This is a genomic window from Ruegeria sp. (assembly GCF_965243365.1).
Classification (GTDB): Bacteria; Pseudomonadota; Alphaproteobacteria; order Rhodobacterales; family Rhodobacteraceae; genus Ruegeria.
The window spans coordinates 275,778-297,630 of sequence record NZ_CBDEUW010000001.1 but is presented as its reverse complement, the minus strand read 5'-3'; the positions used below and the strand labels follow the sequence as shown (position 1 = coordinate 297,630).

Genomic DNA, 21,853 nt, shown 5'->3' with positions numbered 1-21,853 from the left:
GCTGAATTCTCTGCTGCGCGACCGCTCTTTGAGCATCGACGAGACATACATCAAAGTGAAAGGCGCGCGGGCTTATCTCTATCGAGCCGTCGACAAGTATGGCAAGATGCTTAAAGGTTTTGGATGCCCGATCCCGATCGAGATGGTCAGGCGCAAATACCTCAATAATATCGTGGAACAGGATCATCGTTTCATCAAAGGACAAACCCGATCAATGCTCGGCTTTAATTCCTATATCCCGGCCTCGGAAACTTTGGCTGGGATCACAGTCGCGCATGATCCGCAATGGTCAACTCACGCCCAAACTCGGTCCATTCCAACAATTCGCTGAACTAGCACGTTAAGCCAGGGCTGGGGCAATCTTCCAGGCCGGGATGGTAATCGGGATGTTCCACAGCGTGATAAGACCAACAACGCCAAATGGCGCGCGCGTGACATCAACGCTAATGCCCGGACGCACCGACGCCAGCGCCTCACCAGCGAAGAATTTGAATATCTGACCAGCGCGGGCGACTTCGCCAATCACTTCGGGCAGGGTTTTGCCTTCCTCACGCGACAGCAGCTCACCCAGTTCCCGGCAACGGGCCAGAATTTCATCACCAATGAAATCGAGCACATCGAAACGCTGCTGAGGTGTGGAGGCCGCCCAGCCCGGGGCTGCCTTATGAGCTGCAGCAATGGCGTTGTCGACAACGCCCGCATCGCTTAGGGCTGCGGAACCAATAACATCGCTGATGTCAGACGGATTGACGTTTGCGACTGCATCGCTAGTGGCTTCCCAATTGCCCGCGATCAGTTTTGATACACCATTGGATCTCTGCTCCTAAAGAAGAGCGCGCCCGCGTGGCCGCACCCGGATTGTTAACCGGCGTCTTGAATAGCGGCCGAAATGCCCCGTTCAGTTGGATTCCAGAACCTTGTTCAGGAAGGCCTGCGTTCTGGGGTTCTGCGGATTGCTGAAAAACTCGTCCGGCTTGCCTTGCTCGACAAACTTGCCGGCTTCGAAGAACAGCACCCGATCTGCGACTTCGCGCGCAAAGCCCATCTGATGCGTCACCAGCAGCATTGTATAGGAATGCTCGCTGGCCAGTGACCGGATGACCTGCAGCACTTCACCAACCATTTCCGGGTCAAGCGCCGAGGTCGGCTCGTCAAACAGCAAAATCTCGGGCCGCATGGCAAGGGCACGCGCAATTGCCACCCGCTGTTGCTGGCCACCCGAGAGCTGGCTGGGATAGTGGTCTTCCTTGTCCCCCATGCCAACCATGTTCAGCAATTCCCGCGCGCGCTCGACCGCTTCGTCTTTGCTCAGGCCAAGCGACTGCACCGGCGCTTCGATACAGTTCTGCAGCGTAGACATATGTGGGAACAGGTTGAACGACTGGAACACCATGCCGATCTTCGAGCGCAACTTGCGAATATGCGCCTGCGAAGCCGGCACCAGCGTGTCGCCCTTTTTGACATGGGTGAACGGCTGCCCGTCGATATAGATGACCCCTTCCTGGATATTTTCCAGCGTCATCAAGACGCGCAGAACGGTGGTCTTGCCGGACCCTGACGGCCCGATGATGGCGACCAGCTCGCCCGGGTCGATGCTCAGATCAAGACCGTCCAGAACCGTATGAGCCCCATATCTCTTGGTGACATTGTCGAAGCGAATCTTGGGCTCCATCAGTGATATATCCTTTTATTGACATAACGCTCGGTCAGGGTGACGAGGAAAGCGGCAATCAGGCTGAGGATGAGGAACAGGATGCCTGCAACCGTGATGGCTTCGGTAAAGCGATAGGTTTGGATGCCGATACCCTTGGCGACGTGCATGATTTCGGCCACGGCGACAAAGGACAAAAGCGGCGTCTCTTTGAAGATGGCGATCAGGTAATTGCCAAGCGCGGGTACTATCGGAGGCAGTGATTGCGGTATGATGATCCGGGTCAATGTGCGTGCCGGGCTGAGGTTGAGCGCTTTGGCTGCCTCCCACTGCCCGCGCGGAACGGCGTCGAAACCCGACCGGAACACCTCGGAACAGAGCGTGCTATAATAGAGGCCGATTGCCAGAATGCCGGTTGTGAGCGGCGGCAGAGTGATGCCGAACTCGGGTAGAAAGAAAAACAAAAAGAATATCTGCACCAGCAAGGGCGTGCCGCGGATGAACTCGATGAGTTCGCCCACCACCAGCGAAACGACCCGGATCGGGCTTTTGCGCAGAAGCATCAGGGGCAGGCCAAGCGCCACGGCAAGCAGGAACGAAAAGACCGTGGCCTGAATGGTAACCGGTAGCGCCTCGAGCATTGCGGGCAAAACCCGATCCCAGGTGAATTCCCAACTCCATTCCATGATCAGGCATTCCTTCCGCGATAGCGCGCCGTTCTAGCCTCGAGGGCTGCAAAGGCAAATCGGATCAGCTGTGAGATGATGTAATACAACAGCATCGTGATCGTGAAGATTTCAACGGTGCGGTAATGCAGGTTGTTCTGCAGCACCGACGCATAGGTGATGTCAACCAGCGTAACGGCCGAGACCAGCGACGTCGCCTTGACCATCTCAATCGTCAGATTTCCCATACCCGGCAACATGATAATCAGGGCCTGCGGGAAGATGATCCGCGTCATACGCGTCCATTTGGTCATGTTGAGCGCTATTCCAGCCTCAACCTGCCCTTTCGGGACGGCGCGCAGCGCACCGCGCACAACTTCGGCCCCGTAAGCACCGTAATTCAGCCCGATCGCCATAACGCCAGCGGCCATCGGAGACATGACGATGCCAAATTCAGGCAGTACGTAAAACAACCAGAACAGCTGAACCAACAGGGAGGTCCCGCGAAAAATCTCAACGTATACTCCACTGAAGATGCGCACCGGCCAAACGTTGCTGGATCGTCCGACCCCGGCAAGAACCGATGCGGCGTAGAACACAATCACCGCCAGAATGGATACCTGTAAGGTAACGACCCCGCCTTTCAGCAACGCAGGAAGGAAAATGCGCAACTCAGAAAACGTGGCAAAAACCATCCCTGCGACAAATGCCAGCAACGCGATGATGGCGCCGACACGCGATACAGATGCGTTCATCCTTATCTCCCCAATGCCACGAAGCGACATCGTTGGCCTTCAACTGTTCGGCAAGGGACCTGCTCTGGCGCCCCGGACCTGTAGCACCCAGCCCGAACGTCGCAATGGCGAAGGCTGGGCGCTGTCTTGTTAGCCGTCGCTTATCCGCCGCACAGCTCAGCTGTCGACAGAAGCGGCATTTCAGCGGCGTCCATGCCGTGTGCCTCAAGAACGGCGACATGCGAGCCATCCTCGATCCGGTTCGTCAGGATTTTGTTGAACTCCTCAACAAAGGCGGCGTCTTCCTGGCGGAAGGCAAAAGCGCCATGCGCCATCGCATTCTTCCCGGCGACTTCCGAAAACGGTTCGATCATCTCGAAATCCTGCTCGGGCACGCCAGCCACAAGATTACGGCCTCCGGGGGTCGCAAGGCCATACGCATCTGCACGACCGGCGCGCATCGCAGCAATCGCGGTTGCGTTGTCCGGGATCTCCATGATCTTTGCCTCTTCGACACCTGCGTCACGGGCATGCGCAGCTTGGGCCGAGCCCGCCAACACGGCGATTGTCAGGCCTTTGGCGGCGACATCTTCATAGCCGGTGATGCCGTTCGGGTTGTCCTTGAGAACAACGAGCGTTTGCGGAATGCCGAAGATTGGTTCGGAGAAAGTCACCTGTGCGCAGCGCTCCGGGGTCACGAACATGCCCGCAGCCACAACATCGAACCGACCGGCCCGCAGACCGGGAATCAGCGCGCCCCACTCGGTTGCCTGTGCCGTATCAATCGTTGCGTCCATCGCCTCGAGCACGGCGCGCAAGGTATCGACATCCGTGCCGGTCAGGGTACCGTCTTCGCCTTCATACGAATAGGGCTGGAAGTTAAAGAACGCCACCTTCAGGCCACTTTCCTGAGCCTTCTGCGACAGGCCTTCTGCGGATGCCATTTGCACCGGAAGAGCTAGCATACATGCGGCCACAGTGCCCTTTAGCACATTCGAATAGTTCATTTCATCCTCCTGTTGATAGTCTCGATGGAGTTTCAGGCTGCCCGAGCGCCTGCCATTGCTGCACTGCTGGTCGCATTAACGTGTGTATCTGAAATCAAGACTGCACAGGATATCTGCCCGGCTGATTCAGAAATCTCACGTCCGCTTCCCAATCAGCATCAGCGGCATAGGCCTGGCTTTTGCTCTCAACGCGCTGATCAAGCCGCCCCATAACTCCAGTAGTTCCTTCGTCGTGTTCGGAGCGTAAGTTCATCATTGATGCTCTGTCAATACTTTTAATCATGCTTTGTTTGATCATTAATATAACAACAAATCAAACTGACAATTATTAGTATATCACAAATGTTGACATCTCGACTTTGAGAAAGTTATCTGATTCCGGAACTGCCCGAAGCCTGGCGGCGGGCGCGTTGGGTTCATCGGTGCGCGAACTCATACGAGCAAGGCACCCCACACAAACAAAGACGGAGTAAATATGCACAACTTCGGTTTGACTGAGCGCATTGCGCGCGTGGATTGGTCTGGCATCCGCAAGATGCATTCAATGGCAAGCCAGCTTGATGGCGTGATCAATCTTGGCATCGGACAGCCCGATTTCGACACGCCCGTGCACATCATCGACGCTGCGAAACAGGCGCTTGATGACGGCTATACGCGCTATCCACCAGCGCAGGGCTTTTTGGATGTGCGTCAGGCGGTGGCCGAGAAACTCTCGCGCCAGAACGGCATCATCGCCGACCCGGAAACCGAGATCATGATCACCGTGGGCGCGATGCAGGTTGTGTTCAACACGATGCTCAACTTCATCGAACCCGGTGACGAGGTCATCGTGATGGATCCGGGCTACGACTATTTCTCGCAGATCAAGCTGTTCCGCGGTGTGCCGGTCTCGGTTCCACTGAAAGAAGAAAACGGTTTCCGTCTGGACCCCGCCGACCTGCGGGCGGCCCTGACCGACAAGACCAAACTGCTTGTGATCAACTCGCCCTCGAACCCGACCGGTGCGGTGTTTGACCGTGCGCTGATGCAGGAAATCGCCGATATCGCCATCGAACATGACCTGCTGGTGTTCTCGGATGAACCTTACGAAGACCTGATGTTCGACGGGCGCGAACATGTCAGCATTGCCACCCTTGACGGCATGAAAGAGCGCACGATCACCGCCTTCACCCTGTCGAAGACATACGCGATGACCGGCTGGCGGGTCGGCTATGCCGTCGGCCCCGAAACCGTGATCGCCGAGATGGAAAAGCTGATGGAGCATCTGGTGTCAGGTGTGACAGCGGTTTCTCAGCGGGCAGCTCTGGCTGCGATCGCCGGTCCGCAGGGTTGCGTGGACGAGATGAACGCTGCCTATGCGCGCCGCCGGGAAATTATCTATGACGGGCTGAACGACATCAAAGGCGTGTCCTGCATCAAGCCGGAATCGACCTTCTATGCCTTCCCCAACATCAAGGCTGTCGGGAAATCGTCTTGGGATCTGGCCGAATATCTGTTGCACGACCAGCGCGTCATCACAATCCCCGGCCCGATTTTCGGCGATCAGGGTGAAGGGTATCTGCGCCTGTCTTTCGCGGTCGAAGATGCCGAGCTGAAAGAAGCCATCGCGCGTATAAAGACCGGCATCGAAAAGCTCACCGCCTGACGCGGCAAGACCAACGCAAACAGAGAGTGAACAGCATGACATTTGACATCAAAAGCCGCGTCAAAGAGCTGGAAGAGGAACTGATCACACTGCGCCGCGACTTTCACATGCACCCCGAACTGGGTCTGGAGGAGCACCGCACCGCCGGTATCGTCGAGAAATACCTGCAGGATCTGGGTCTGGAAACCGAACGCATGTGCGGCACCGGCGTGATCGCGATGCTCAAGGGCGGGCAGCCGGGCAAGACGCTGATGATGCGCGCCGATACCGACGCGCTGCCGATCACCGAAATGACCGATCACGGGTTCAAGTCCAAAACCCCCGGCGTGATGCACGCCTGCGGCCATGACGGGCATACATCGATGATGATGATCGCCGCGAAAATCCTTGTCGAAAACAAGGATGCGCTCAAAGGTGACATCAAATTCGTCTTTCAGCCCAACGAGGAAAACGGCTGCGCCCTTGAAATGGTCGAGGCCGGTGTCATGCAGTCCCCGGCCGTTGACGCAGTGATCGGCACACATTTGATGACGGGCCTGCCCATCGGCACAGTCTCGGCGGATGATGGCCCGGTTATGGCCGAAGCCAACGTGTTCCGTTTGACCCTGAAGGGGCTTGGCGGCCACACGGCGGTGCCCGAGGATTCGATTGATCCGATCTTGGGCGCAGCCAGCGTGATCCAGCAGCTTCAGGCGATCCAGACACGGGAACTCAGCCCGCACAAAGCCGTTGCGATCGTTTTTGGCTCGATCCACGCCGGTCAGGCCGCCAACATCATTCCCAGCAAGGTCGAGCTGCAGGGTACGTTGCGGTGCCTTTTCAGCTCCAAGGACGAGCCAGGCGAGAATGTGCTGGACCGGTTCGAACGGATCGTCAGCAACATCTGCGCCGCGCATCGCATGAGCTATGAACTGGAATGGCGGTTCCACGATCCGGCAGTTGTGAACGACCCCGGCGTCAGCGCCATCGTGCGCGATGCGGCTGCGGATGTGGTCGCGGGCACCGACCACAAAATCGTTCCCTACGTCACGATGATCGGCGAAGATTTCTGCCGCTTCTCGCAAGAGGTGCCCGGCACCTTCTTCTTTGTCGGCGTCGGAAACGCCGAGAAGAAAACCGATTACCCGCACCACCATCCCAAGTTCGACATCGACGAGGACGGTCTGGCCATCGGCGTCGAGATGCATGTGACTTCGGCCATCAAATACCTCAACGGCCAGATGCAGAACGAACCGGCCTAATTTTCAACCGGCACCTGCGGCCTCGGCCGCGCGTGCTTCATCAGCTTCGGTGACATCATGCCCAGAAAAAATTACAACCCGCAGAACTTCGAACTGGACGTCGACCACCCCTGGACGATGGCGATTCAGACCAATGACATGGTCGTGCTCAATCCGCAGCTGGATCTGGATCACCCCGATGATCTGGACAGCCAGACCACCGTCAGCATCGAGCATATTCGCAAATTGATGAGTGATATCGACTGCAAGATGTCCGACATCACCAATCTGCGTGTTTCATATGTGAACACCGGCGATGTGGACGAAGATGTCTATCGCCAGAGCATCATCGACCAGATGCCAGACCTGGACGCGGCCACCATTGAAATGGTGCCTTTTGACAGGCTGGTTCTGCCCGAACTGCTGGTCGAGATCTGCACCTACGCTATGACAGGCCCCGGCGCGCGCAGCAAATCCGCCCCCGAAGGTTTGCACCACCCCGGTGGCGCGCTGTCGCAGGGTGTCAAACGCGGCGACATGATCTTTGTGGGCCAACAGGTTGCGCGTGACGCAGGCGGCACGGTTTTGAATGCCGGAGATATCAAGGCACAAGCCGCAACCACAGTCGACCGGCTTGAGCAGGTTCTGAATGAGCTTGGCGCAGATCTGGCTGACGTCGTCAGGCTCAACATCTTCTACGATGCCGCAACCTCGGACGCCGACTGGGACGCCTGTATGCAGCTGCTGAAACAGCGTTTCGGGGCCGAGGCCGCCCCCAGCCTGACTGCAATCCCCCTTCCCCGTCTGTTCCCGGCGGGCACGCAGATCATGGTCAGCGCCTGGGCGATGCGGGGCCGAGACGGCGCGCGGCTTGAGAAAACCTATGTCGGTCTCGATGACGCGCATAACACCCCCGGCCCCGTTTTCTGGCGGCACGCGGTTGGGTGCGGCGACATGGTCTTTGCCGGGGGTCAATCCACAGTTCAGGCCGACGGGTCGGTTGGCGCGACGGGCGATCACATCGCACAGACCAAACAGACCATGGCCAATATCGACGCATTGATGGCGCCGTTCGGCGAAAAACTCCAGAACGTGCACAAGACCAATTCTTATTACGTGCTGAACACGGTTCAGGAGTTCAACGACAACCTGCAGACCCGCACCGATTGCTTTGTCAAACCCGGACCGGGATCGGTCGGCCTGCCGCTGGATACGCTGACCCACAAAGGACAGCGCATCGAGGTTGAGGCCATTCTCGTCAAACAATAAAGCCCGTCGCACGGGCTGGGACCCAACAGGAAAACGACATGAGACTTTCACAGATCTTGGACGAAAACGGCGCAAAAATCGTCTGCGCCACCGATGAGGCAGGCGTCAGCCGAAAACTGGCCGGTGTCGCTGACATCCGCTCACTTGCGTTGGCCGCCATCGACGCCGGTTCGACCATTCCGGCGGTGATTGCCGACAAAATCAGCGATGAAAAGGTCGATCTGGCCAAAGCGCTGGACGAAAACCGCATCCTTGCCCCGATCGACCACGAGGACCCGGCGCATGTTTTCGTCAGCGGCTCGGGCTTGTCGCACAAGTCGTGGTACGAGCAGGAGAAGGTTCATCACGGCGCGGACAAAAGTCAGTGGCCGGATCATTTCAAAACCCTTGAGCTTGGCCATAGCGGCGGAAAACCTGCACCCGGTGAGTTCGGCGCGCAACCCGAATGGTTCTACAAGGGCAACGGTCAGATCCTGATCCCGCCCGGAGGAGCCGTCGAGCATCCGTTTTATGGCGATGGTCCGGGTGAAGAGGCCGAAGTCGCCGGCATCTATATCATCGGCCCGAATCGCGAAGCCTATTGCATCGGCTACGCGCTGGGGAATGAATTCGCCGACGAGCAGATGTATTTCAAGAATGTCTATCATCTGGCCCAATCCAAGAAACGTCAGGTCTCGCTTGGCCCGGAACTGCTGGTGGGCGCGCTGCCCAAGGACATCTCGGCCCGGATTACGCTGCATCGCAAGGGTGATGTACAATGGCAGGCTGACTTCAAGACCGGTGAAGACAACATGCTGCATTCGCTGGCCAATATCGAAGCACATTACTTCAAGTACCGTGACGCCTATATCCCGGGCGATATCCACGTGCTGTACTTTGGCAACGCTGTCATGAGCACGGAACAGGGCGAAGTCATGGAAGATGGCGATGTGTTCGAGCTGGAATGCGCCGTTTTCGGCCTGCCGCTGGTGAACAGCATCAAGTTCGGAGACGCCTTCGACACGCCTGAAACAAAGGGCCTCTGGTAAGAGCAACCCGCCGGGCCCGGGGAACGCTGGCCCAAGCAAAACCCGAGGATCAGCCCCACCCGGGCTATCCTCACAACAAATTGCGCAGACCTGATTGCATGTTTGGAATGCAACAGGAACAGGGATGATATTGCGCTGTGTATTTCAATGATGTATCTCGGTTTTCTGATTACGCTGTGAGGTTAGGATGAGCAAAAAGATCTACTCGGAGATTCAGCAGAGAATACTTTCCGGCACATATGAATCCGGCGAAATCATCAAGGAAAAAGAACTGGCCGAAGAGTTCAACGTCAGCCGCACTCCGGTCCGCGAAAGCCTGGCCAGGCTGGAATGGGAAAAGCTAGTCACCATCATCCCCCGCGCCGGTGCCATGGTGGCACCATCCGAAGTGAACCTGATCAAAGAGGCCTATCAGGTGCGGCTTGTGCTTGAGGGCTACATGGGCCGCCTCGCGGCTGCGCGCATCACTGAGAAACAGATTGACGAGCTTGAGGCACTGAAATCCGAGTGTGAGGCACTGATCGACCAGGGTAACCAGGATGATCTGAACGCCATCAGCGTCAAGGTGCGCAAGGTTCTGGGCAAGGCTGCGGGTAACAAAACACTGGTCGAGCTATCGGATCGCCTGTTCAACATCACCGTACGTGTATGGCACAGCATTCCTGAAAACGAAGCGCATTCCGAACTCGCCGAGGCGCTCAATACCGAGATTGAAACCATCGTAACTGCGTTCAGGAAAAAAGACGCAGATGCGGCAGAGCAAGCCATGCAAAACGCAATACTTTATTACATCGAAAAGTTGAAAAGGGTTTTCTAGGAGGTTCTTAAGGTGTAGACGCCCCTGCTGGCCTCGATGTGCCATTGTGGGTTCGCAAACAACCTGACTGGAGGCGTCTATGGAAGAGATTTGGGTCTAGGCTCATTGAATTTCAGAGCTAGTAGATGACGGTTGCAGCCAAAGCGACTGCTGAGAGGAAGACCTTCGGACATCTGTCGTAGCGAGTAGACACACGCCTCCGGTTCTTTGGCCTGCCGAACATGGTCTCGATCCGGTTGCGTTTCTTGTATCGGCATTTGTCGTATTTGACGGGCTTTTTGCGTAGCTTGCGACCTGGGATACAGGCGCTATTCCCATGTCTTTCAATGCGTCTCTGAACCAGTCGGCGTCGTATCCACGATCACCAAGTAGCCAATCGACATGTGGCAGACTGCACAGCAGCGCCCGTGCACCGATGTAGTCGTAACCTGTCCGGCGGTGACAAATAGATCAAGCGCGCGTCCCTGGCTGTCGCAGATGGCATGCAGCTTTGTGTTTTAGAAAAGGAACGTTGTCAGGTGTGGACGACACGACCAGCGGCAGGGTTTTCGCAGGAATTCGCCCTGAATGGATGACTATTCTGCAGCCCGGAGAAGAAGCGCCTGGTCAGGAGGCGCGGGGCGTTGTGGTTAACGTAACGTAGCCTATAAGGGGTCTGCTCCGATAAGAGGCAGAATAGTACATAAGCTGGGTGGCTATCGTTTTGGCCACCTGTATTCGCCGGTCAACAGGATAAGGACCGCCAGTTAGCCCCCAAGGCGGAAGTCTGGTGCCATAGAAACCGTCTATTGGTCGAGATTTTGTACCGCCTGAGACGGCAATTTTGCATAGGATGCGTCGTAGAAATAAGTCAGCCATATTGACGACCCATCGAAGAGTATATCGGAAATCCCGCGCGAAGGAGACCCAGCGCTCAATGGGTGAACCGTTCCATCGGTTTCAACGCGCATGAGCTTCGCACTTGGGTGCCCCTCGTGACCCCGATAACCACCGACAACAACTGTATCGTTGACTATTTCAACGGATTCCAGGTTACCGAACCCGTTTGAAACGACTGTAGCGGCATCCCCGTTGCCGGAATGCGGAACCCAATACAAAGCGCTGTCCCAAGCGTCGTCGCTGCCCCAGGACACCGCGTAAATCCCTGTCTCTGTGACCGCAAAGCGGGCGAGCCCACTGATGCTTAAATCGACGAGGTAAGGTTGATTTTGTCCGGTCTGGGCTGTGACGGACAGGAATGCACCCCGCCCAAAATCACTAACGAGGAGAGTGTCCTCGTCGAAGGCTTCGATGTCGTAGAGAAAAACACCATCGTCACCGAGAGCCTGACGCCAGTTTACCGTGCCATCCGAAGCGGTAGAGATGATCTCATTGCCATCCACAATGACAATCTGGTTGCCAGAGCGCACCATTCCTGTCGGGTTACGCAGGCCTTGCCCATCCGAGAGTTTGATTTCTTCGGTGGCGCCGTCAGGAGTGAGCTTGTAGAGCCCGCCATTGGTTGCGTCTGAGCCGAACTCTTCATCTGGCCCACCTGTTCCAATCGATACGGCATAGATATCGTTTCCAATCGGCAAAACGGCTTCAGTAAAGGGCGGCAGCTTCCGTTCGGCGACAGCAGGGCAGGCCACGGTGCAAGCAACCAATAGAGAAAGAATTTTCATCTCAAACAATTCTCCTGTGTAATTACGCATTGATGTTGCCGCCCTTTTTCCTGCAATGATTGCTCTATGGCAGCTGCAACGACCAAGCGGTCTGCCTCATTAGCTTCGGTTGAAGACAAAAAAATGCGGAACAAGCGCATTGACGGCGGCGTCAATGATCAGCGGGTCTTCGTAGAACTGAAGCTGGTTGGCATTGTCGATCCAATGCAGTGTTTTCTGCTTCGACGCGATTTCTTCAAAAATGCGGCGCGGAATGTCGGGGCCGCTTGCAGCTCTGTCGCCGTGGATCATCAATACGGGCAGGCTCAGTTGAGGCGCTGTTTCGTCGATCCGCCAGCCCCAAATGCCGGCTTCGCTCATGGTGGTGATGCGGTTTTCCCAACCGCCCTTGAACGTCAGCCAGGGCGCCCTGTTGTCCCAAGGCAAGTACCAATCCGCACTGGCAGTTGCTGTCAGAAGGGCATCCTCAGTGCCGACGATTGGAATGTAGCTTGCTTCCCCTGTTTTTGCGAAATCGGCGGCTGCTTTGGTCGCGCGCTCCATACGCGCTTCTACTGCGGCATCACCGCCGAGGTACATTATTGCGGTTTCCGCGGTCAGATAGTGACCCGCAACGACTCCAAGAGAGGCCACGCGATTGTCTGTCACCGCTGTTTCAATCGCCCAGTTGACACCCTGACAGATCCCGAGAAGATGAAGCCGGGTTGCGTCGATGCCTTCCTGAGTGGCGAGAAATCCGAGGGCCGCCTGGCAGTCTTCAACCTTGGCTTCGCCAGACTCGTAGCGTCGGGGGGCGCCTGTGCTTTCTCCGTGAAAGCGTGGATCGAATATCAGAACGGCCAGCCCACGCGATGCCAGGCGGGTCGCGTATTGCACTGGTGATTGTTCCTTGACGAACGCAACAGGCCCGATGATCACAACTGCCGGGTGAGGCCCTTCCGAAGCAGGTCTCAACAACTTTCCAACAAGGGTTTCCCCAGAGCTGTCAAAGGACACTGTTTCAACATCATAAGAGCCAAGTGCCGATTGATCTACGTCACCAGATGCCTCTGCAGTGCTGGGCCGGGCGGCGAAAGCTCCGGTCATGGATGTTGCAATCGCAATTGTGTTGAACATGCGTCGCGTAATCATTGTCGCTGTCCTTTCGTTTTAAGTTTGATGGCCTTCGCACCCAACAGATCATGGACAAAAGGTCTGTTCGGGGGTGCTCGACTGGGCTTCACTTGTCAGTTAGCTCGCGATCGGCATAATTTGGATAGCGTAAATGACATGATGGGCATGCGCGAAATGAATGATGGTCTGACTTCACTGGATATGCGGACTCTACGGTTCCTGCAGCTCCTGCTCCGCACAAGCAGCGTGACACGCACGGCAATGCTCTTGGGGATCAGCCAGCCAGCTGCCAGTCGCATCCTCGCGAGGGTACGCGACCTGGTAGGTGATCCAGTGCTGATCCGAACGCAGTCCGGATACCAGTTAACGGATCATGCTCTGGGCCTAAATGAACCTGTAGATGCAGCACTGTCGGCGATAGCTGAAGTCTTCAAACCATCCGTCTTTGATCCGGCACAGTCCAACCATTGCTATCGCATCGCTTCGACAGATTACGGCGTCGCGGCCGTCCTGGGACCAATGATGGAAGCCTTTGCAGTTACCGCACCAGCATTAAGGTTCGATGTCTCGCCACTGGTGCCGCAAAGCTTTAACGACCTGGAAAGGGGAGCAATCGATCTGCTGCTATACGCGGATTTGGACGCCAGGGACGATTTGCTCGCTCAGAAACTATTTGATGAGACGTACGAAGTCCTTTTCCGACAAGGCCACCCGCTTGAAAAGCATGCAAGATCAAAACGGGCTCTTACTCCGCAAGACGTTTCGGCTTACCGGTTAATTGAGTTCAGTTTTCCGGGCACGACGGGTTTGAAACCGGATACGATCATGCGGGAAGACGGAGACGGTTCGAATGCCGTATTCCAGCAGCCCTACTTCACCACGCTACCTTTTTTGGTAGGACAGACGGATGCAGTTGCAGCTGTTCCCAAGCGGCTGGCAAAGCAAGTCCAGAAATTGACCTCTCTTTGTTCAGCTCCGTTTCAGCCAAGTTACGGTTTCCCCTATTACCTGATCCGCCACGAGCGCAGCCGCTTCAATCCAGCGGTCAATTGGTTGAGGGAACAAGCATTGGAGATCACCAAGTCCGACTGATCAGGTATTCGAGCCGGGACGATGGTTGCACGCGAGGATTCCCCCAACGGCACGACGTGCCGCTAGCACAGGTATTGGAGACCAGAAACAACCACTGCGGGATGCTGACCGCGCTCGAGCATTGGCAGCAGACCCATATCCGGTGGGCGGTCTCTCGCCCGGCGCTGCTTGCAGGGATCATCGGGCTCGGCTGCGGCATCGGCGTGCCACGCACGCGGCAGAGTTCACGCCGCTGCTTCTTAGATAGCTTGGCTTGTTTGCCACGCAGCTTGCCCTCGGCGGTTACGATGAGCCAGAAACCCTCTCTTATCAAATCGACTTAGACTGTCCCATTGGTGCTGACGTCAGACAACTCAGCGCAGTTGCGCCTGACGCTGCCGTAGCTGCCATGGTTGTGCTAAATAAAGACCAACCCCTTGATCATATCCAACATGACCTCTTTTCAACCCCTTTCAGCGCTTCAATCACGGTGCAATTGACAACAACTATAGGGTGGAGTTTTAGATCTCGGTGGTTTGTCCGTCCATATTGAATCTCAGGTTTTGCTGTTTGAGGAACATTGGCTTGCGGATTGCGCAATGACATCATTGCTGGGTGGCAGGAGACCTATGGCTAGGTCAGTGAACGCGGGCGGAATTTACTTGAGATGATGGAGGCGCCGTGCAAGCCTATCGGCATTTAGATTAAGTAATAGAGGATGGGATAATGAATATTTCCGGTTTGTACATTGGTTTGGCATTGTTGATGCTATCTAGTTGTACAAAGATCCCTGATGCCTCAACAAAGTACTACCTTACGAAAAGTAGTTTGCGCTTGGATGTATCGAGAGCCGTCAATTGTAGCGCAGGCAATCAGGTTGAAGTTGCCAACGCAGTGAACCCTGTAATTGTGAATTCCGCAGATTTCGACTCTCCTCGTAGCCTTAATCTGACAGAGCTTAGGGCGACCTTTACCGACCCTAACGTGGCAATTGTATTTTATGATGATGGAAGACTGAAATCCATTAATACGGTGCAGACAGGAACTGCTGGTCAGATTGTCAAAGCCGCTCTGACTTTGGCTTCGGCTACACTTCTCAAATCTAACCCTGCCGATTTCGTGGCGCCGGCCGCCGCGCCAGTTGGAGGTGATGACAAAGAGGAGGGCCCCAAAGTTTCAATACCATGTGCTTACATTAAGAAGCACGGAAACAAGGCGGGGATTCTTACACTTCAGTACTCCGCGCCGGTGGTTGTACCTATGGCTGGGAAAATAACTTTAGAACCAGTCGGTGCGACCAAAGTTCATCAGGATTTCCTTAACCAACATCTCGAGTCGAAACTAGGCGATGTCGTTGTCCGTCCGTCCAAGGATCATATCAAAAACTTGGAACCACCCGTGATCGAGAACGATAGTGAAACCAAACAAAAACAACTTGATACACTCAAAGCACGACAACTGACGAGAGTCGCTGTTGTGGTTAAGGAGGAGGTGCAATCTTCAACGGGCACCCCAAAATCAACTGCATTATGGAATGCTGAGTTGCTGTTGGCGTTACACACAAAAGAAATCAATCCAGGGTTTCCGAACGAATATGGGATCCCGTTGCCTTCTCGCCCGGCTTTCGGAAAACAGGAGTTCCAGGTAGCATTCTCAGATTCTGGCGCACTTACAAATCTCAAGTATGCATCAGAATCCGGTACCTCTGACGCAATTGGCACGATCAACACCACCGTTGCAACCGTAGCGGGCCCGAGCGCAGCTGATCAGGCGAAGGCGTTGCAAGCGGAGGCAGACTTAATAAAGCAACGAGAACGGCTGGCCGCCTGTCGAGCTGATCCAAGCAATTGTCAATAGAAAGCCACCTTTGTCCAATCTGCCCGGCCCGTGCGGTCGGGCTTTTTTGTTTGGGACGAAGGCATGACGGGACAAGTTGGCGTTGTCGCCGCGCCGCTGCTCGGTTGAAAAGAAAGAGGGCCGGGGCGCCAAGCCGGAATGGCCGGTTCCCACAGTTCAGCGGGTCGAAACTATCGTCTCACTGTGGCATACTCTTGAAATGAAGCGTAGCGCCGCGGTTGATCAGGTGCGCGAAATCGTCGGTGCAGAGGTGCCGGATCATTGGGTTCGCGATCAAGTTATCAAGGCGGCGGGATCGGGCACCCGCGAGCCAAAATAGCTTATTTCAAAGCCAGTTAACTGGACCGGTATGGCCATTATTGAATTTAAAAATGAGGATTTAGAACCAATGCCTATTGAATCCAACGAAATCGAAAACCGCAAACGTAACGAGGCACTTCGCCGAGCGGAAGAGAGGGACGCAGAGATAGCCCGCAGACGTGAAAACATGCACGGCATTTAAGATGAGTTAGAGCAGGTAAGGAATAAGCCCAGTCAAAGTTGGCTTTCGGGGCGCGGATCAAGGGGCAACTCAACATCTGGAAACGTACCGGTTAACACAAGCGAAGTTGTAGGTGTGGTAGCAGCTGTCGCGGCATTCTGGGGCTCATTGGAGGTATTTGAGTTCACCGAATGGTGGTATGCTCTATTTCCGGCTGCGTTGGCGGGGTTCGTTGCTTGGAAGTTCTGGAAACCGTTAGTTGCAATAGTACTGCTCGCCATTGCTGGAGCGGTTGCGTATGGAGTGCTTGGATCTCCGCAGTGAGATGAACCAGCGCAAAATTGTAGATCACAATAAGGGGCACGACAGATGCCAAAGTTTCAAGTCGACGGGGTCACTGTCGCGGAATGAGATACCTACCAAGCGGCGGCCCTGAAGCGGCAATTGGGTGAGGCTACGACAACCGTAGTAAGTCGTGAGCAGCCTCATCTGACTGGTCCAATTTGATTGTTAGTGCATCATCGGCCTTTGATCCATCGGGATGATGGTTTCGGGCGATGGCGGGCGATAGCCCAGTGCACTGTGGGGACGTTTTGTGTTGTAGTGTCTCCTCCATTGTTCGATCAGAATTTGAGCTTCGCGCAGGCTGTAGAAGATTTCACCGTTGAGCAGCTCATCCCTGAACCGCCGTTAGAGCTTTCACAGTATCTGTTCTCCCACGGGCTTCCTGGTTCGATGTAGGCTGTCTTGGCCCCGACAGCGGCAATCCAATCCCTGACGGCCTGGGCAACAAATTCCGGCCCATTGTCTGAACGTATGAAACGGGGTGCACCACGAAGGATGAACAGATCCGTCAGGGCATCAATCACATCGACCGAGTTCAGCTTCCGCTTCACTGTAATCGCCGCACTCCCGGCTGTGCTCATCAAGGATGTTCAACGTCCGGAAGGCTTTGCCATCATCGGTTCGGCAGTGAACAAAGTCATAGGACTACACGTGGTTGCAATGCTCCGGTCGAAGCCGGACACATGATCCGTCATTCAGCCAGAACCGCCCTTTCTTCGTTTGTTCCACTGGCACTTTCAGCCCCTCTCGTTGCCAAAGCCGTTCAACCCGCCCGTCGCTAACAGACCACCCAGCCTCTCTCAGCAGTGCAGCGATCCTGCGATAGCCATAATGCGCGCCTTTGAGCGAGATCATGAGCCGACTTTCGACCTAACAATTAATTGGACCATGCGCTCGCTAGATGCATGCGCGACAGGTTCCGTTACAAAGCCGTAGAGCGTGCGCCTTCGATGACGCGTCCACATGGTACCAACGACTTCTTGTTTGCAGCGACCGACCTGATCGTTGGCGTTGGACCCAAACAAGCGTTCACCTTTCCAGTGCAAGAACCAATGGGTTTGTATTCTGAGATGCAATGGGTGCCAATAATTGTCGTATGCCAGGAAGGATATCCTGAAACGTTGATGCTTCACTTTCAAAAAGACCCAGTAGCTTTCCGCATTTGTCCGAAGACAGCCAGCCGCAATAATGATCCAGAAAGCGCTCGAATTTCACAGCCTCATACCAAGGTGTTTCAGGGAAGAACTTGGAGATGGGTTCACCGAAAACACAAGCCCTCAGCGCGTCATGCATCCCACCGGCGCGCGGTTCATTCGACAATGCGGCCAGCGCCCGCGACACGTTGTGGGCTGGCAAAGCGTGCGCCGGGGTCAGGTAGGGCACCATCTGAACAAGAAGCAATGGGCCGATTTCAAGCTCATCAATATCAGCATCGAACCAATCCTGATCCTGCCGTATGGCAACAAGAAACCCGTGCTCGTCAAAGCGCGCGGCTGTTTCAGCCCCGCGCTTTGCCAATTGAAGAAGTCGCTCCTCATTGTGGAGATGCTCCAGCGGCTCGAGCGACTCAAGGTAAGCAACCCTGTCGATCTCGTATGCGTGATGATACGTAGCCACGTTGGATCAGGGCCAACCTACTGACATGCGACCGGGCTGAGCGATGCAGGGTTTTCCTTTGCGTAGTCGCTCACCGCTTTCTTGGCGGCATCCGCACTGACATTGGCAGGGTGATTGATGCTCCAATGGTTCGGGTCCTGCTCAGTTGGTGTGTTCATCGCCGTGTACCCCGGCAAGCCCAAGACATTTCCATTGTCGTCAACCGTGAATGCGAAGGTACAAGGTTTCTCGAGAACAGCCACATCGGTCGTGGTGGACAGGTCTGGGTTAAATCGAAACTGGCTTGGCGACAATATGGCCTTCCCCGTTTTACTTTTGGCATCAAGCCCACGGTAGATAATCGTATTGTTTAGCGGTCCCGTATCCTGAAAAAGATTGCAACCGGTAACAACGAAAAACGTGCCGATAAGCACAATTTGCATAATACTTTTGAAGCATCTTTTAAGCATTATTTTTCCTCTTATTTGTAATGTGTTTTGCTTCCGTTATCTTTTTTGTCATTCCTGTAATGCGGCCAGATCGTAGACGCGAAGCGCGTATGCGAAAAAAGTCGGAACATGAGGGATCGCACGAACCAAGACTACGTCAGCAAGCTCCGGTGGATCAAATGATCGCGCCGCTTGCCTCGCTGTGGGCGCGGACACCGTTCTGGGCAACACCAGAAAAACGGGAAGCCTACCTGCAGAAGGTTCCTGACATCGCATCATCGCGTCTCGCCCAAAGGGACGGAAACACTCAGTTTGCCGAGGTACGTGCGGTTGCGGCAAGCTTTGTGCTATCTGCCATGATGGTCACCGGTTTGGATGAAAACGCATGGTCCACCTTGAACGAAATGTCACTGTCGGTGGGTGTTCCAACCAAAGACAGGGCTTGCGGCGTCGAGCCCACAACCTCCACGGTTACACCACTGGCAGCGTGACCGCCGAGGAGGTTGGTCCCACTTACCTTGTAGGTTTGTCCAACCGTTAAGTCGCCCGTCATCTTCGTGTTATGGGAATCGAAGATTCCGTTCACCTGTGGCGTATTGCTCGGCGAGCTGGGTTCTGCAACGGTGAAGGCGGTCCCGGTTGTCACGATATTCTGCTTGGTTGTTTTCTGGTTTGGTGCTTTGCCCGTCGTAATATGAGCCACGATGGTCGCCGGGGTCGCCTTGGACATCGGCTGCGTCGGTGTGAACCCGACCACGCTGGACTGCGGGTTTGCTGCAGGGATGCTCTCACCGCCGTCGAAGTCGACCGTGAAGGTGATCTTGGGGTCCGACTTCGGATCGATGCCCGTTACCTCGGTCAGGAATGCGCCCAATATGAAATAGGGCTGGTTCGGGGTAAGCGTGGTTGGAGCTGGATTACCGGCGGGAGTCTCCACAGCGGTCACGGTGGGCTTGCGCTCGACCAGGTCTTGCAGGAAGTCAACAAGTTCGAGGTATTCCAGGTCGCTCTCAGCCGACAGCAGATCGCCCGCATACTTACGAATGAAATTGGGCGTAACGAACATGTAAGTGTCTTTGTGCAAGAGTAAATGCAGTGAACTCGATTGCTCTTTGATACAGGGGCCGAGTGTGAAACTCTGGCTGGCAATCTTGGAGTCGACATAGCACACAAGGGCACTGATTACGGGCATGCCCATCAGATATTCGCAGACAAAAACGATCGTGCCGACACGACCGTCGCTCTTGTTGTTTTTTCCGCTGATCTCCAGGCCACGCTTGCCGATGGAAGACACCATTGCCTGCGCGAAGGCCATTTCCCCCGATCCGGTCGCCAGTCCAAGCAGGCCCTCGATCAGTTCCTTGCTTACCGTAACACCCCATGATGACATTTCATGGGTTATGTCCTCCTCGCTCACACGGATGAATAGCCCTGAACCAGCCACAATGCCTTCGATCGCCTCGTAGTCATAGATCGAATAGAACTTGCCGGTCTTCGGGTTGATCGTTGTGGACATGGCGCGTGTCATGGCCGCAAAGAAAACCGAAACTTCGGCGAATACATCTCGGACCTCCTGCGAGATTTCTTCTGCTCCAATCTCGGTTGAAGCCATCATGATGTTGCCGGTTTCGTTGAATACGTACCTTTTTTCGGCCTGTAGGTTGAAAGGGTCAGGTTGTGGTTTTTGCAGCTTTGTCGGTGCAATTGTCGGAGTTTTAGCCAAAATACTTCTCCAAAAAATATGTTAAAATTAATGAGCTGAGGTTAAAAACAGCGCATTTTAGAATGTATTGGATCAATAATAATAAATACTGGAAGCTACTTGAGTTAAGTCGATTAGGCAAGAATTTTCACACATCTTGCGAGGGTTCCGTTGCAAAGTTTGTGGTTGTTCGGAAACCCACCTTTGTGCAGATGGGTTAGACCGCCAGTTCTGCGAACTGTAGAAATGGACAGAGTCCGGGCGTGAATTGGCCTTTGCGGATCATGTGCGCGACTTCGATACCTGAAAGAGTTGCAGATGCAGATTCGAATGACTTGAAGCTAAGCATCGGGCGAGTTCATCTTTTGATGAACCTGTGATCTTGCTCCACGATGTTATTTAGGTATTTCCGCCTCGGTTCTGTTGCAAACTCCGCCCCCACCTGTCAGGTCGAACGCTGTTCTGTTAACGCGGGCTGGAATATGACAGGAGCAGGCCGTGACGATCTCATTTAAGGGTGCGCATTTTCCGAAAGATGTGATTTTGCACGCGGTATTCTATTACTTACGCTACGGTGTTTCATACCGGGATCTGGAAAAAATCATGGCGAAACGCGGCGTTGATCTGGATCATGCATCTCTAAACCGCTGGGTCAGCCGATATGCGGGCCTCATTGCTGAAGCTGCATGAATGAGCAATCGGAGCGGCACGAAAACGGGACAGGTCCAGCCAATAAGACTAGCGCTTCAGTGCCCCTGTTCCCCCTGGGAACTGCACCACCACTGACCCGCTGGCAACCGAAGCTTCCAGGCATTCGACATCACCCGCCCCCTTTAGCCATGCATCAATGAACCCGCCATTGAACGCATCTCCTGCGCCCGTCGTGTCCACGACCGACACGCAGGGGGCATCAGTCACGTACCGTTCGCCGTCGCGGATCAGATAGGCCCCATCCGCTCCGGACTTGACCACCGTCAGGGGCGCGGCTTCTGGATTGATCCCGGCGTTGCGCAGCAAATCAAACTCGCCGTCATTTGGCAGGAAGACGTCGACAGACCGGATCAGTTCTTCCAGGTCGGTCCCGGACTGGATCAGGTCCACATCCCAGCCGCAATCAAGTGAAATCGAAGCGCCTGCCTGACGCGCCAATGGGATCAGCTGAGGATGCTCGACGAGGCTGCTCAGTTCGCCGATATGAAGGTGAGTGACCCCATCGAAATGTTCAGCACGAAGGCTTGGCAATGCAGGTCCGGCCCGGCGGCTGAGAAACGCACGGTCGTCCGGCGTTGTGACCGCGACGGTTACCTGTGGATCAACCCCGGCAGGGGCGGGTTGACAAAGACTACTGTCAATCCGTCTGAACACGGCATCTTGACGAATGATTGTGCCAAACGGTTCGGCCGGGATCGTAGCCATCAATGCAACGGGGCGTCCCAGGCTTTCGAGGGTGGCCGCGGTGATGAATGCACCACCACCGACGTCCACGAAAAGCCCGTTAGCAAAGGTCTCGGTTCCCGGAACGGGCATGTTCGACGCCCC

General features: G+C 55.2%; 20 protein-coding genes and 5 pseudogenes. 11 read left to right on the top strand and 14 right to left on the bottom strand.

The features are described from left to right. Window positions 1–19 precede the first annotated feature (19 nt). Window positions 20–344: pseudogene (locus tag ACP0GE_RS01390) on the top strand (DDE-type integrase/transposase/recombinase); the annotation flags it as partial. On the opposite strand, the gene ACP0GE_RS01385 reads toward ACP0GE_RS01390, so the two are convergent. The 5 genes from ACP0GE_RS01385 to ehuB all read right to left on the bottom strand — a co-directional run bounded on the left by ACP0GE_RS01385 (window position 341) and on the right by ehuB (window position 4,057). Next, the gene (locus ACP0GE_RS01385) at window positions 341–793 is read right to left on the bottom strand and encodes an aldehyde dehydrogenase family protein (protein ID WP_424830666.1); all 453 of its coding nucleotides are present in this window, start codon (window positions 791–793) and stop codon (window positions 341–343) included. The pseudogene ACP0GE_RS01390 and the gene ACP0GE_RS01385 sit on opposite strands and share 4 nt — an antisense overlap. 105 nt (window positions 794–898) lie before the next feature. Continuing rightward, window positions 899–1,672: an ectoine/hydroxyectoine ABC transporter ATP-binding protein EhuA gene (ehuA, locus tag ACP0GE_RS01380; RefSeq protein ID WP_424830209.1), complete on the bottom strand. Its 774-nt coding sequence runs from the start codon at window positions 1,670–1,672 to the stop codon at window positions 899–901. Beyond that, the gene (gene ehuD / locus ACP0GE_RS01375) at window positions 1,672–2,337 is read right to left on the bottom strand and encodes an ectoine/hydroxyectoine ABC transporter permease subunit EhuD (RefSeq protein ID WP_424830208.1); all 666 of its coding nucleotides are present in this window, start codon (window positions 2,335–2,337) and stop codon (window positions 1,672–1,674) included. The genes ehuA and ehuD overlap by 1 nt, the downstream gene beginning before the upstream one ends. A 2-nt stretch (window positions 2,338–2,339) precedes the next feature. Further along, a complete protein-coding gene (gene ehuC, locus ACP0GE_RS01370; RefSeq protein WP_424830207.1) occupies window positions 2,340–3,071 on the bottom strand; it encodes an ectoine/hydroxyectoine ABC transporter permease subunit EhuC in 732 nt (243 codons plus the stop codon). Between the two features lie 140 nt (window positions 3,072–3,211). Next, window positions 3,212–4,057 carry an ectoine/hydroxyectoine ABC transporter substrate-binding protein EhuB gene (ehuB, locus tag ACP0GE_RS01365; protein ID WP_424830206.1) on the bottom strand — a complete coding sequence of 282 codons (846 nt, stop codon included), beginning with the start codon at window positions 4,055–4,057 and terminating at the stop codon, window positions 3,212–3,214. Window positions 4,058–4,532: 475 nt separating this feature from the next. Here ehuB and ACP0GE_RS01360 point away from each other — a divergent pair, with 475 nt between their 5' ends. The 5 genes from ACP0GE_RS01360 to ACP0GE_RS01340 all read left to right on the top strand — a co-directional run bounded on the left by ACP0GE_RS01360 (window position 4,533) and on the right by ACP0GE_RS01340 (window position 10,036). Beyond that, a complete protein-coding gene (locus ACP0GE_RS01360; protein ID WP_424830205.1) occupies window positions 4,533–5,702 on the top strand; it encodes a pyridoxal phosphate-dependent aminotransferase in 1,170 nt (389 codons plus the stop codon). A gap of 35 nt (window positions 5,703–5,737) precedes the next feature. Beyond that, window positions 5,738–6,943, top strand: coding sequence for a M20 metallopeptidase family protein (locus tag ACP0GE_RS01355; RefSeq protein WP_424830204.1), 1,206 nt, complete (start codon window positions 5,738–5,740; stop codon window positions 6,941–6,943). 57 nt (window positions 6,944–7,000) lie between these two features. Next, window positions 7,001–8,191 carry a RidA family protein gene (locus ACP0GE_RS01350; RefSeq protein ID WP_424830203.1) on the top strand — a complete coding sequence of 397 codons (1,191 nt, stop codon included), beginning with the start codon at window positions 7,001–7,003 and terminating at the stop codon, window positions 8,189–8,191. A gap of 38 nt (window positions 8,192–8,229) precedes the next feature. Then, window positions 8,230–9,219 (top strand): AraD1 family protein, encoded by a 990-nt coding sequence (gene araD1, locus ACP0GE_RS01345; protein ID WP_424830202.1) that lies wholly within the window; start codon window positions 8,230–8,232, stop codon window positions 9,217–9,219. 187 nt (window positions 9,220–9,406) lie between these two features. Further along, complete coding sequence (locus ACP0GE_RS01340; protein ID WP_424830201.1) at window positions 9,407–10,036, top strand: GntR family transcriptional regulator; 630 nt, start codon at window positions 9,407–9,409, stop codon at window positions 10,034–10,036. Window positions 10,037–10,154: 118 nt separating this feature from the next. On the opposite strand, the pseudogene ACP0GE_RS01335 reads toward ACP0GE_RS01340, so the two are convergent. From ACP0GE_RS01335 to ACP0GE_RS01325, 3 genes and pseudogenes are all read right to left on the bottom strand, one after another. Beyond that, a pseudogene (locus tag ACP0GE_RS01335) lies at window positions 10,155–10,533 on the bottom strand (IS5 family transposase); the annotation flags it as partial. Between the two features lie 288 nt (window positions 10,534–10,821). Beyond that, window positions 10,822–11,700: a hypothetical protein gene (locus tag ACP0GE_RS01330; protein WP_424830200.1), complete on the bottom strand. Its 879-nt coding sequence runs from the start codon at window positions 11,698–11,700 to the stop codon at window positions 10,822–10,824. Between the two features lie 99 nt (window positions 11,701–11,799). Further along, a complete protein-coding gene (locus tag ACP0GE_RS01325) occupies window positions 11,800–12,831 on the bottom strand; it encodes an alpha/beta hydrolase (protein ID WP_424830199.1) in 1,032 nt (343 codons plus the stop codon). A 147-nt stretch (window positions 12,832–12,978) separates the two neighbouring features. Here ACP0GE_RS01325 and ACP0GE_RS01320 point away from each other — a divergent pair, with 147 nt between their 5' ends. The 4 genes from ACP0GE_RS01320 (at window position 12,979) to ACP0GE_RS01305 (ending at window position 16,243) form a co-directional block, all read left to right on the top strand. Further along, window positions 12,979–13,905 carry a LysR family transcriptional regulator gene (locus tag ACP0GE_RS01320; RefSeq protein WP_424830198.1) on the top strand — a complete coding sequence of 309 codons (927 nt, stop codon included), beginning with the start codon at window positions 12,979–12,981 and terminating at the stop codon, window positions 13,903–13,905. Window positions 13,906–14,610: 705 nt separating this feature from the next. Then, on the top strand, window positions 14,611–15,741 hold the full coding sequence (locus tag ACP0GE_RS01315) for a hypothetical protein (RefSeq protein ID WP_424830197.1): 1,131 nt from the start codon (window positions 14,611–14,613) through the stop codon (window positions 15,739–15,741). Between the two features lie 76 nt (window positions 15,742–15,817). After that, window positions 15,818–16,060, top strand: coding sequence for a hypothetical protein (locus ACP0GE_RS01310; RefSeq protein ID WP_424830196.1), 243 nt, complete (start codon window positions 15,818–15,820; stop codon window positions 16,058–16,060). 30 nt (window positions 16,061–16,090) lie between these two features. Next, window positions 16,091–16,243 (top strand): hypothetical protein, encoded by a 153-nt coding sequence (locus ACP0GE_RS01305; RefSeq protein WP_424830195.1) that lies wholly within the window; start codon window positions 16,091–16,093, stop codon window positions 16,241–16,243. A gap of 489 nt (window positions 16,244–16,732) precedes the next feature. Here ACP0GE_RS01305 and ACP0GE_RS01300 read toward each other — a convergent pair. The 5 genes and pseudogenes from ACP0GE_RS01300 to ACP0GE_RS01280 form a co-directional block, all read right to left on the bottom strand. Continuing rightward, window positions 16,733–17,401, bottom strand: a pseudogene (locus tag ACP0GE_RS01300) (IS3 family transposase); the annotation flags it as partial. A gap of 195 nt (window positions 17,402–17,596) precedes the next feature. Beyond that, a complete protein-coding gene (locus ACP0GE_RS01295) occupies window positions 17,597–18,184 on the bottom strand; it encodes a hypothetical protein (protein ID WP_424830194.1) in 588 nt (195 codons plus the stop codon). 17 nt (window positions 18,185–18,201) lie between these two features. Continuing rightward, window positions 18,202–18,633 carry a hypothetical protein gene (locus ACP0GE_RS01290; RefSeq protein WP_424830193.1) on the bottom strand — a complete coding sequence of 144 codons (432 nt, stop codon included), beginning with the start codon at window positions 18,631–18,633 and terminating at the stop codon, window positions 18,202–18,204. Between the two features lie 286 nt (window positions 18,634–18,919). Beyond that, complete coding sequence (locus tag ACP0GE_RS01285; protein WP_424830192.1) at window positions 18,920–20,335, bottom strand: hypothetical protein; 1,416 nt, start codon at window positions 20,333–20,335, stop codon at window positions 18,920–18,922. A gap of 196 nt (window positions 20,336–20,531) precedes the next feature. Next, window positions 20,532–20,723, bottom strand: a pseudogene (locus ACP0GE_RS01280) (DDE-type integrase/transposase/recombinase); the annotation flags it as partial. 89 nt (window positions 20,724–20,812) lie between these two features. On the opposite strand from ACP0GE_RS01280, the pseudogene ACP0GE_RS01275 reads away from it, so the two are divergent. After that, window positions 20,813–21,001 (top strand): annotated as a pseudogene (locus ACP0GE_RS01275) (IS6 family transposase); the annotation flags it as partial. Window positions 21,002–21,052: 51 nt separating this feature from the next. Here ACP0GE_RS01275 and ACP0GE_RS01270 read toward each other — a convergent pair. Further along, a complete protein-coding gene (locus ACP0GE_RS01270) occupies window positions 21,053–21,841 on the bottom strand; it encodes a carbohydrate kinase family protein (protein ID WP_424830191.1) in 789 nt (262 codons plus the stop codon). Between the last annotated feature and the right edge of the window lie 12 nt (window positions 21,842–21,853).

Coding starts and splice junctions, on each gene's coding strand:
- ACP0GE_RS01325 (WP_424830199.1), bottom strand. CDS start 12,831: ATGATTACGCGACGCATGTTCAACACAATTGCGATTGCAACATCCATG.
- ACP0GE_RS01350 (WP_424830203.1), top strand. CDS start 7,001: ATGCCCAGAAAAAATTACAACCCGCAGAACTTCGAACTGGACGTCGAC.
- ACP0GE_RS01320 (WP_424830198.1), top strand. CDS start 12,979: ATGCGCGAAATGAATGATGGTCTGACTTCACTGGATATGCGGACTCTA.
- ACP0GE_RS01270 (WP_424830191.1), bottom strand. CDS start 21,841: ATGCCCGTTCCGGGAACCGAGACCTTTGCTAACGGGCTTTTCGTGGAC.
- ehuB (WP_424830206.1), bottom strand. CDS start 4,057: ATGAACTATTCGAATGTGCTAAAGGGCACTGTGGCCGCATGTATGCTA.
- ACP0GE_RS01340 (WP_424830201.1), top strand. CDS start 9,407: ATGAGCAAAAAGATCTACTCGGAGATTCAGCAGAGAATACTTTCCGGC.
- ehuD (WP_424830208.1), bottom strand. CDS start 2,337: ATGGAATGGAGTTGGGAATTCACCTGGGATCGGGTTTTGCCCGCAATG.
- ACP0GE_RS01355 (WP_424830204.1), top strand. CDS start 5,738: ATGACATTTGACATCAAAAGCCGCGTCAAAGAGCTGGAAGAGGAACTG.
- ACP0GE_RS01290 (WP_424830193.1), bottom strand. CDS start 18,633: ATGCTTAAAAGATGCTTCAAAAGTATTATGCAAATTGTGCTTATCGGC.
- araD1 (WP_424830202.1), top strand. CDS start 8,230: ATGAGACTTTCACAGATCTTGGACGAAAACGGCGCAAAAATCGTCTGC.
- ACP0GE_RS01305 (WP_424830195.1), top strand. CDS start 16,091: ATGGCCATTATTGAATTTAAAAATGAGGATTTAGAACCAATGCCTATT.
- ehuC (WP_424830207.1), bottom strand. CDS start 3,071: ATGAACGCATCTGTATCGCGTGTCGGCGCCATCATCGCGTTGCTGGCA.
- ACP0GE_RS01330 (WP_424830200.1), bottom strand. CDS start 11,700: ATGAAAATTCTTTCTCTATTGGTTGCTTGCACCGTGGCCTGCCCTGCT.
- ACP0GE_RS01315 (WP_424830197.1), top strand. CDS start 14,611: ATGAATATTTCCGGTTTGTACATTGGTTTGGCATTGTTGATGCTATCT.
- ehuA (WP_424830209.1), bottom strand. CDS start 1,672: ATGGAGCCCAAGATTCGCTTCGACAATGTCACCAAGAGATATGGGGCT.
- ACP0GE_RS01360 (WP_424830205.1), top strand. CDS start 4,533: ATGCACAACTTCGGTTTGACTGAGCGCATTGCGCGCGTGGATTGGTCT.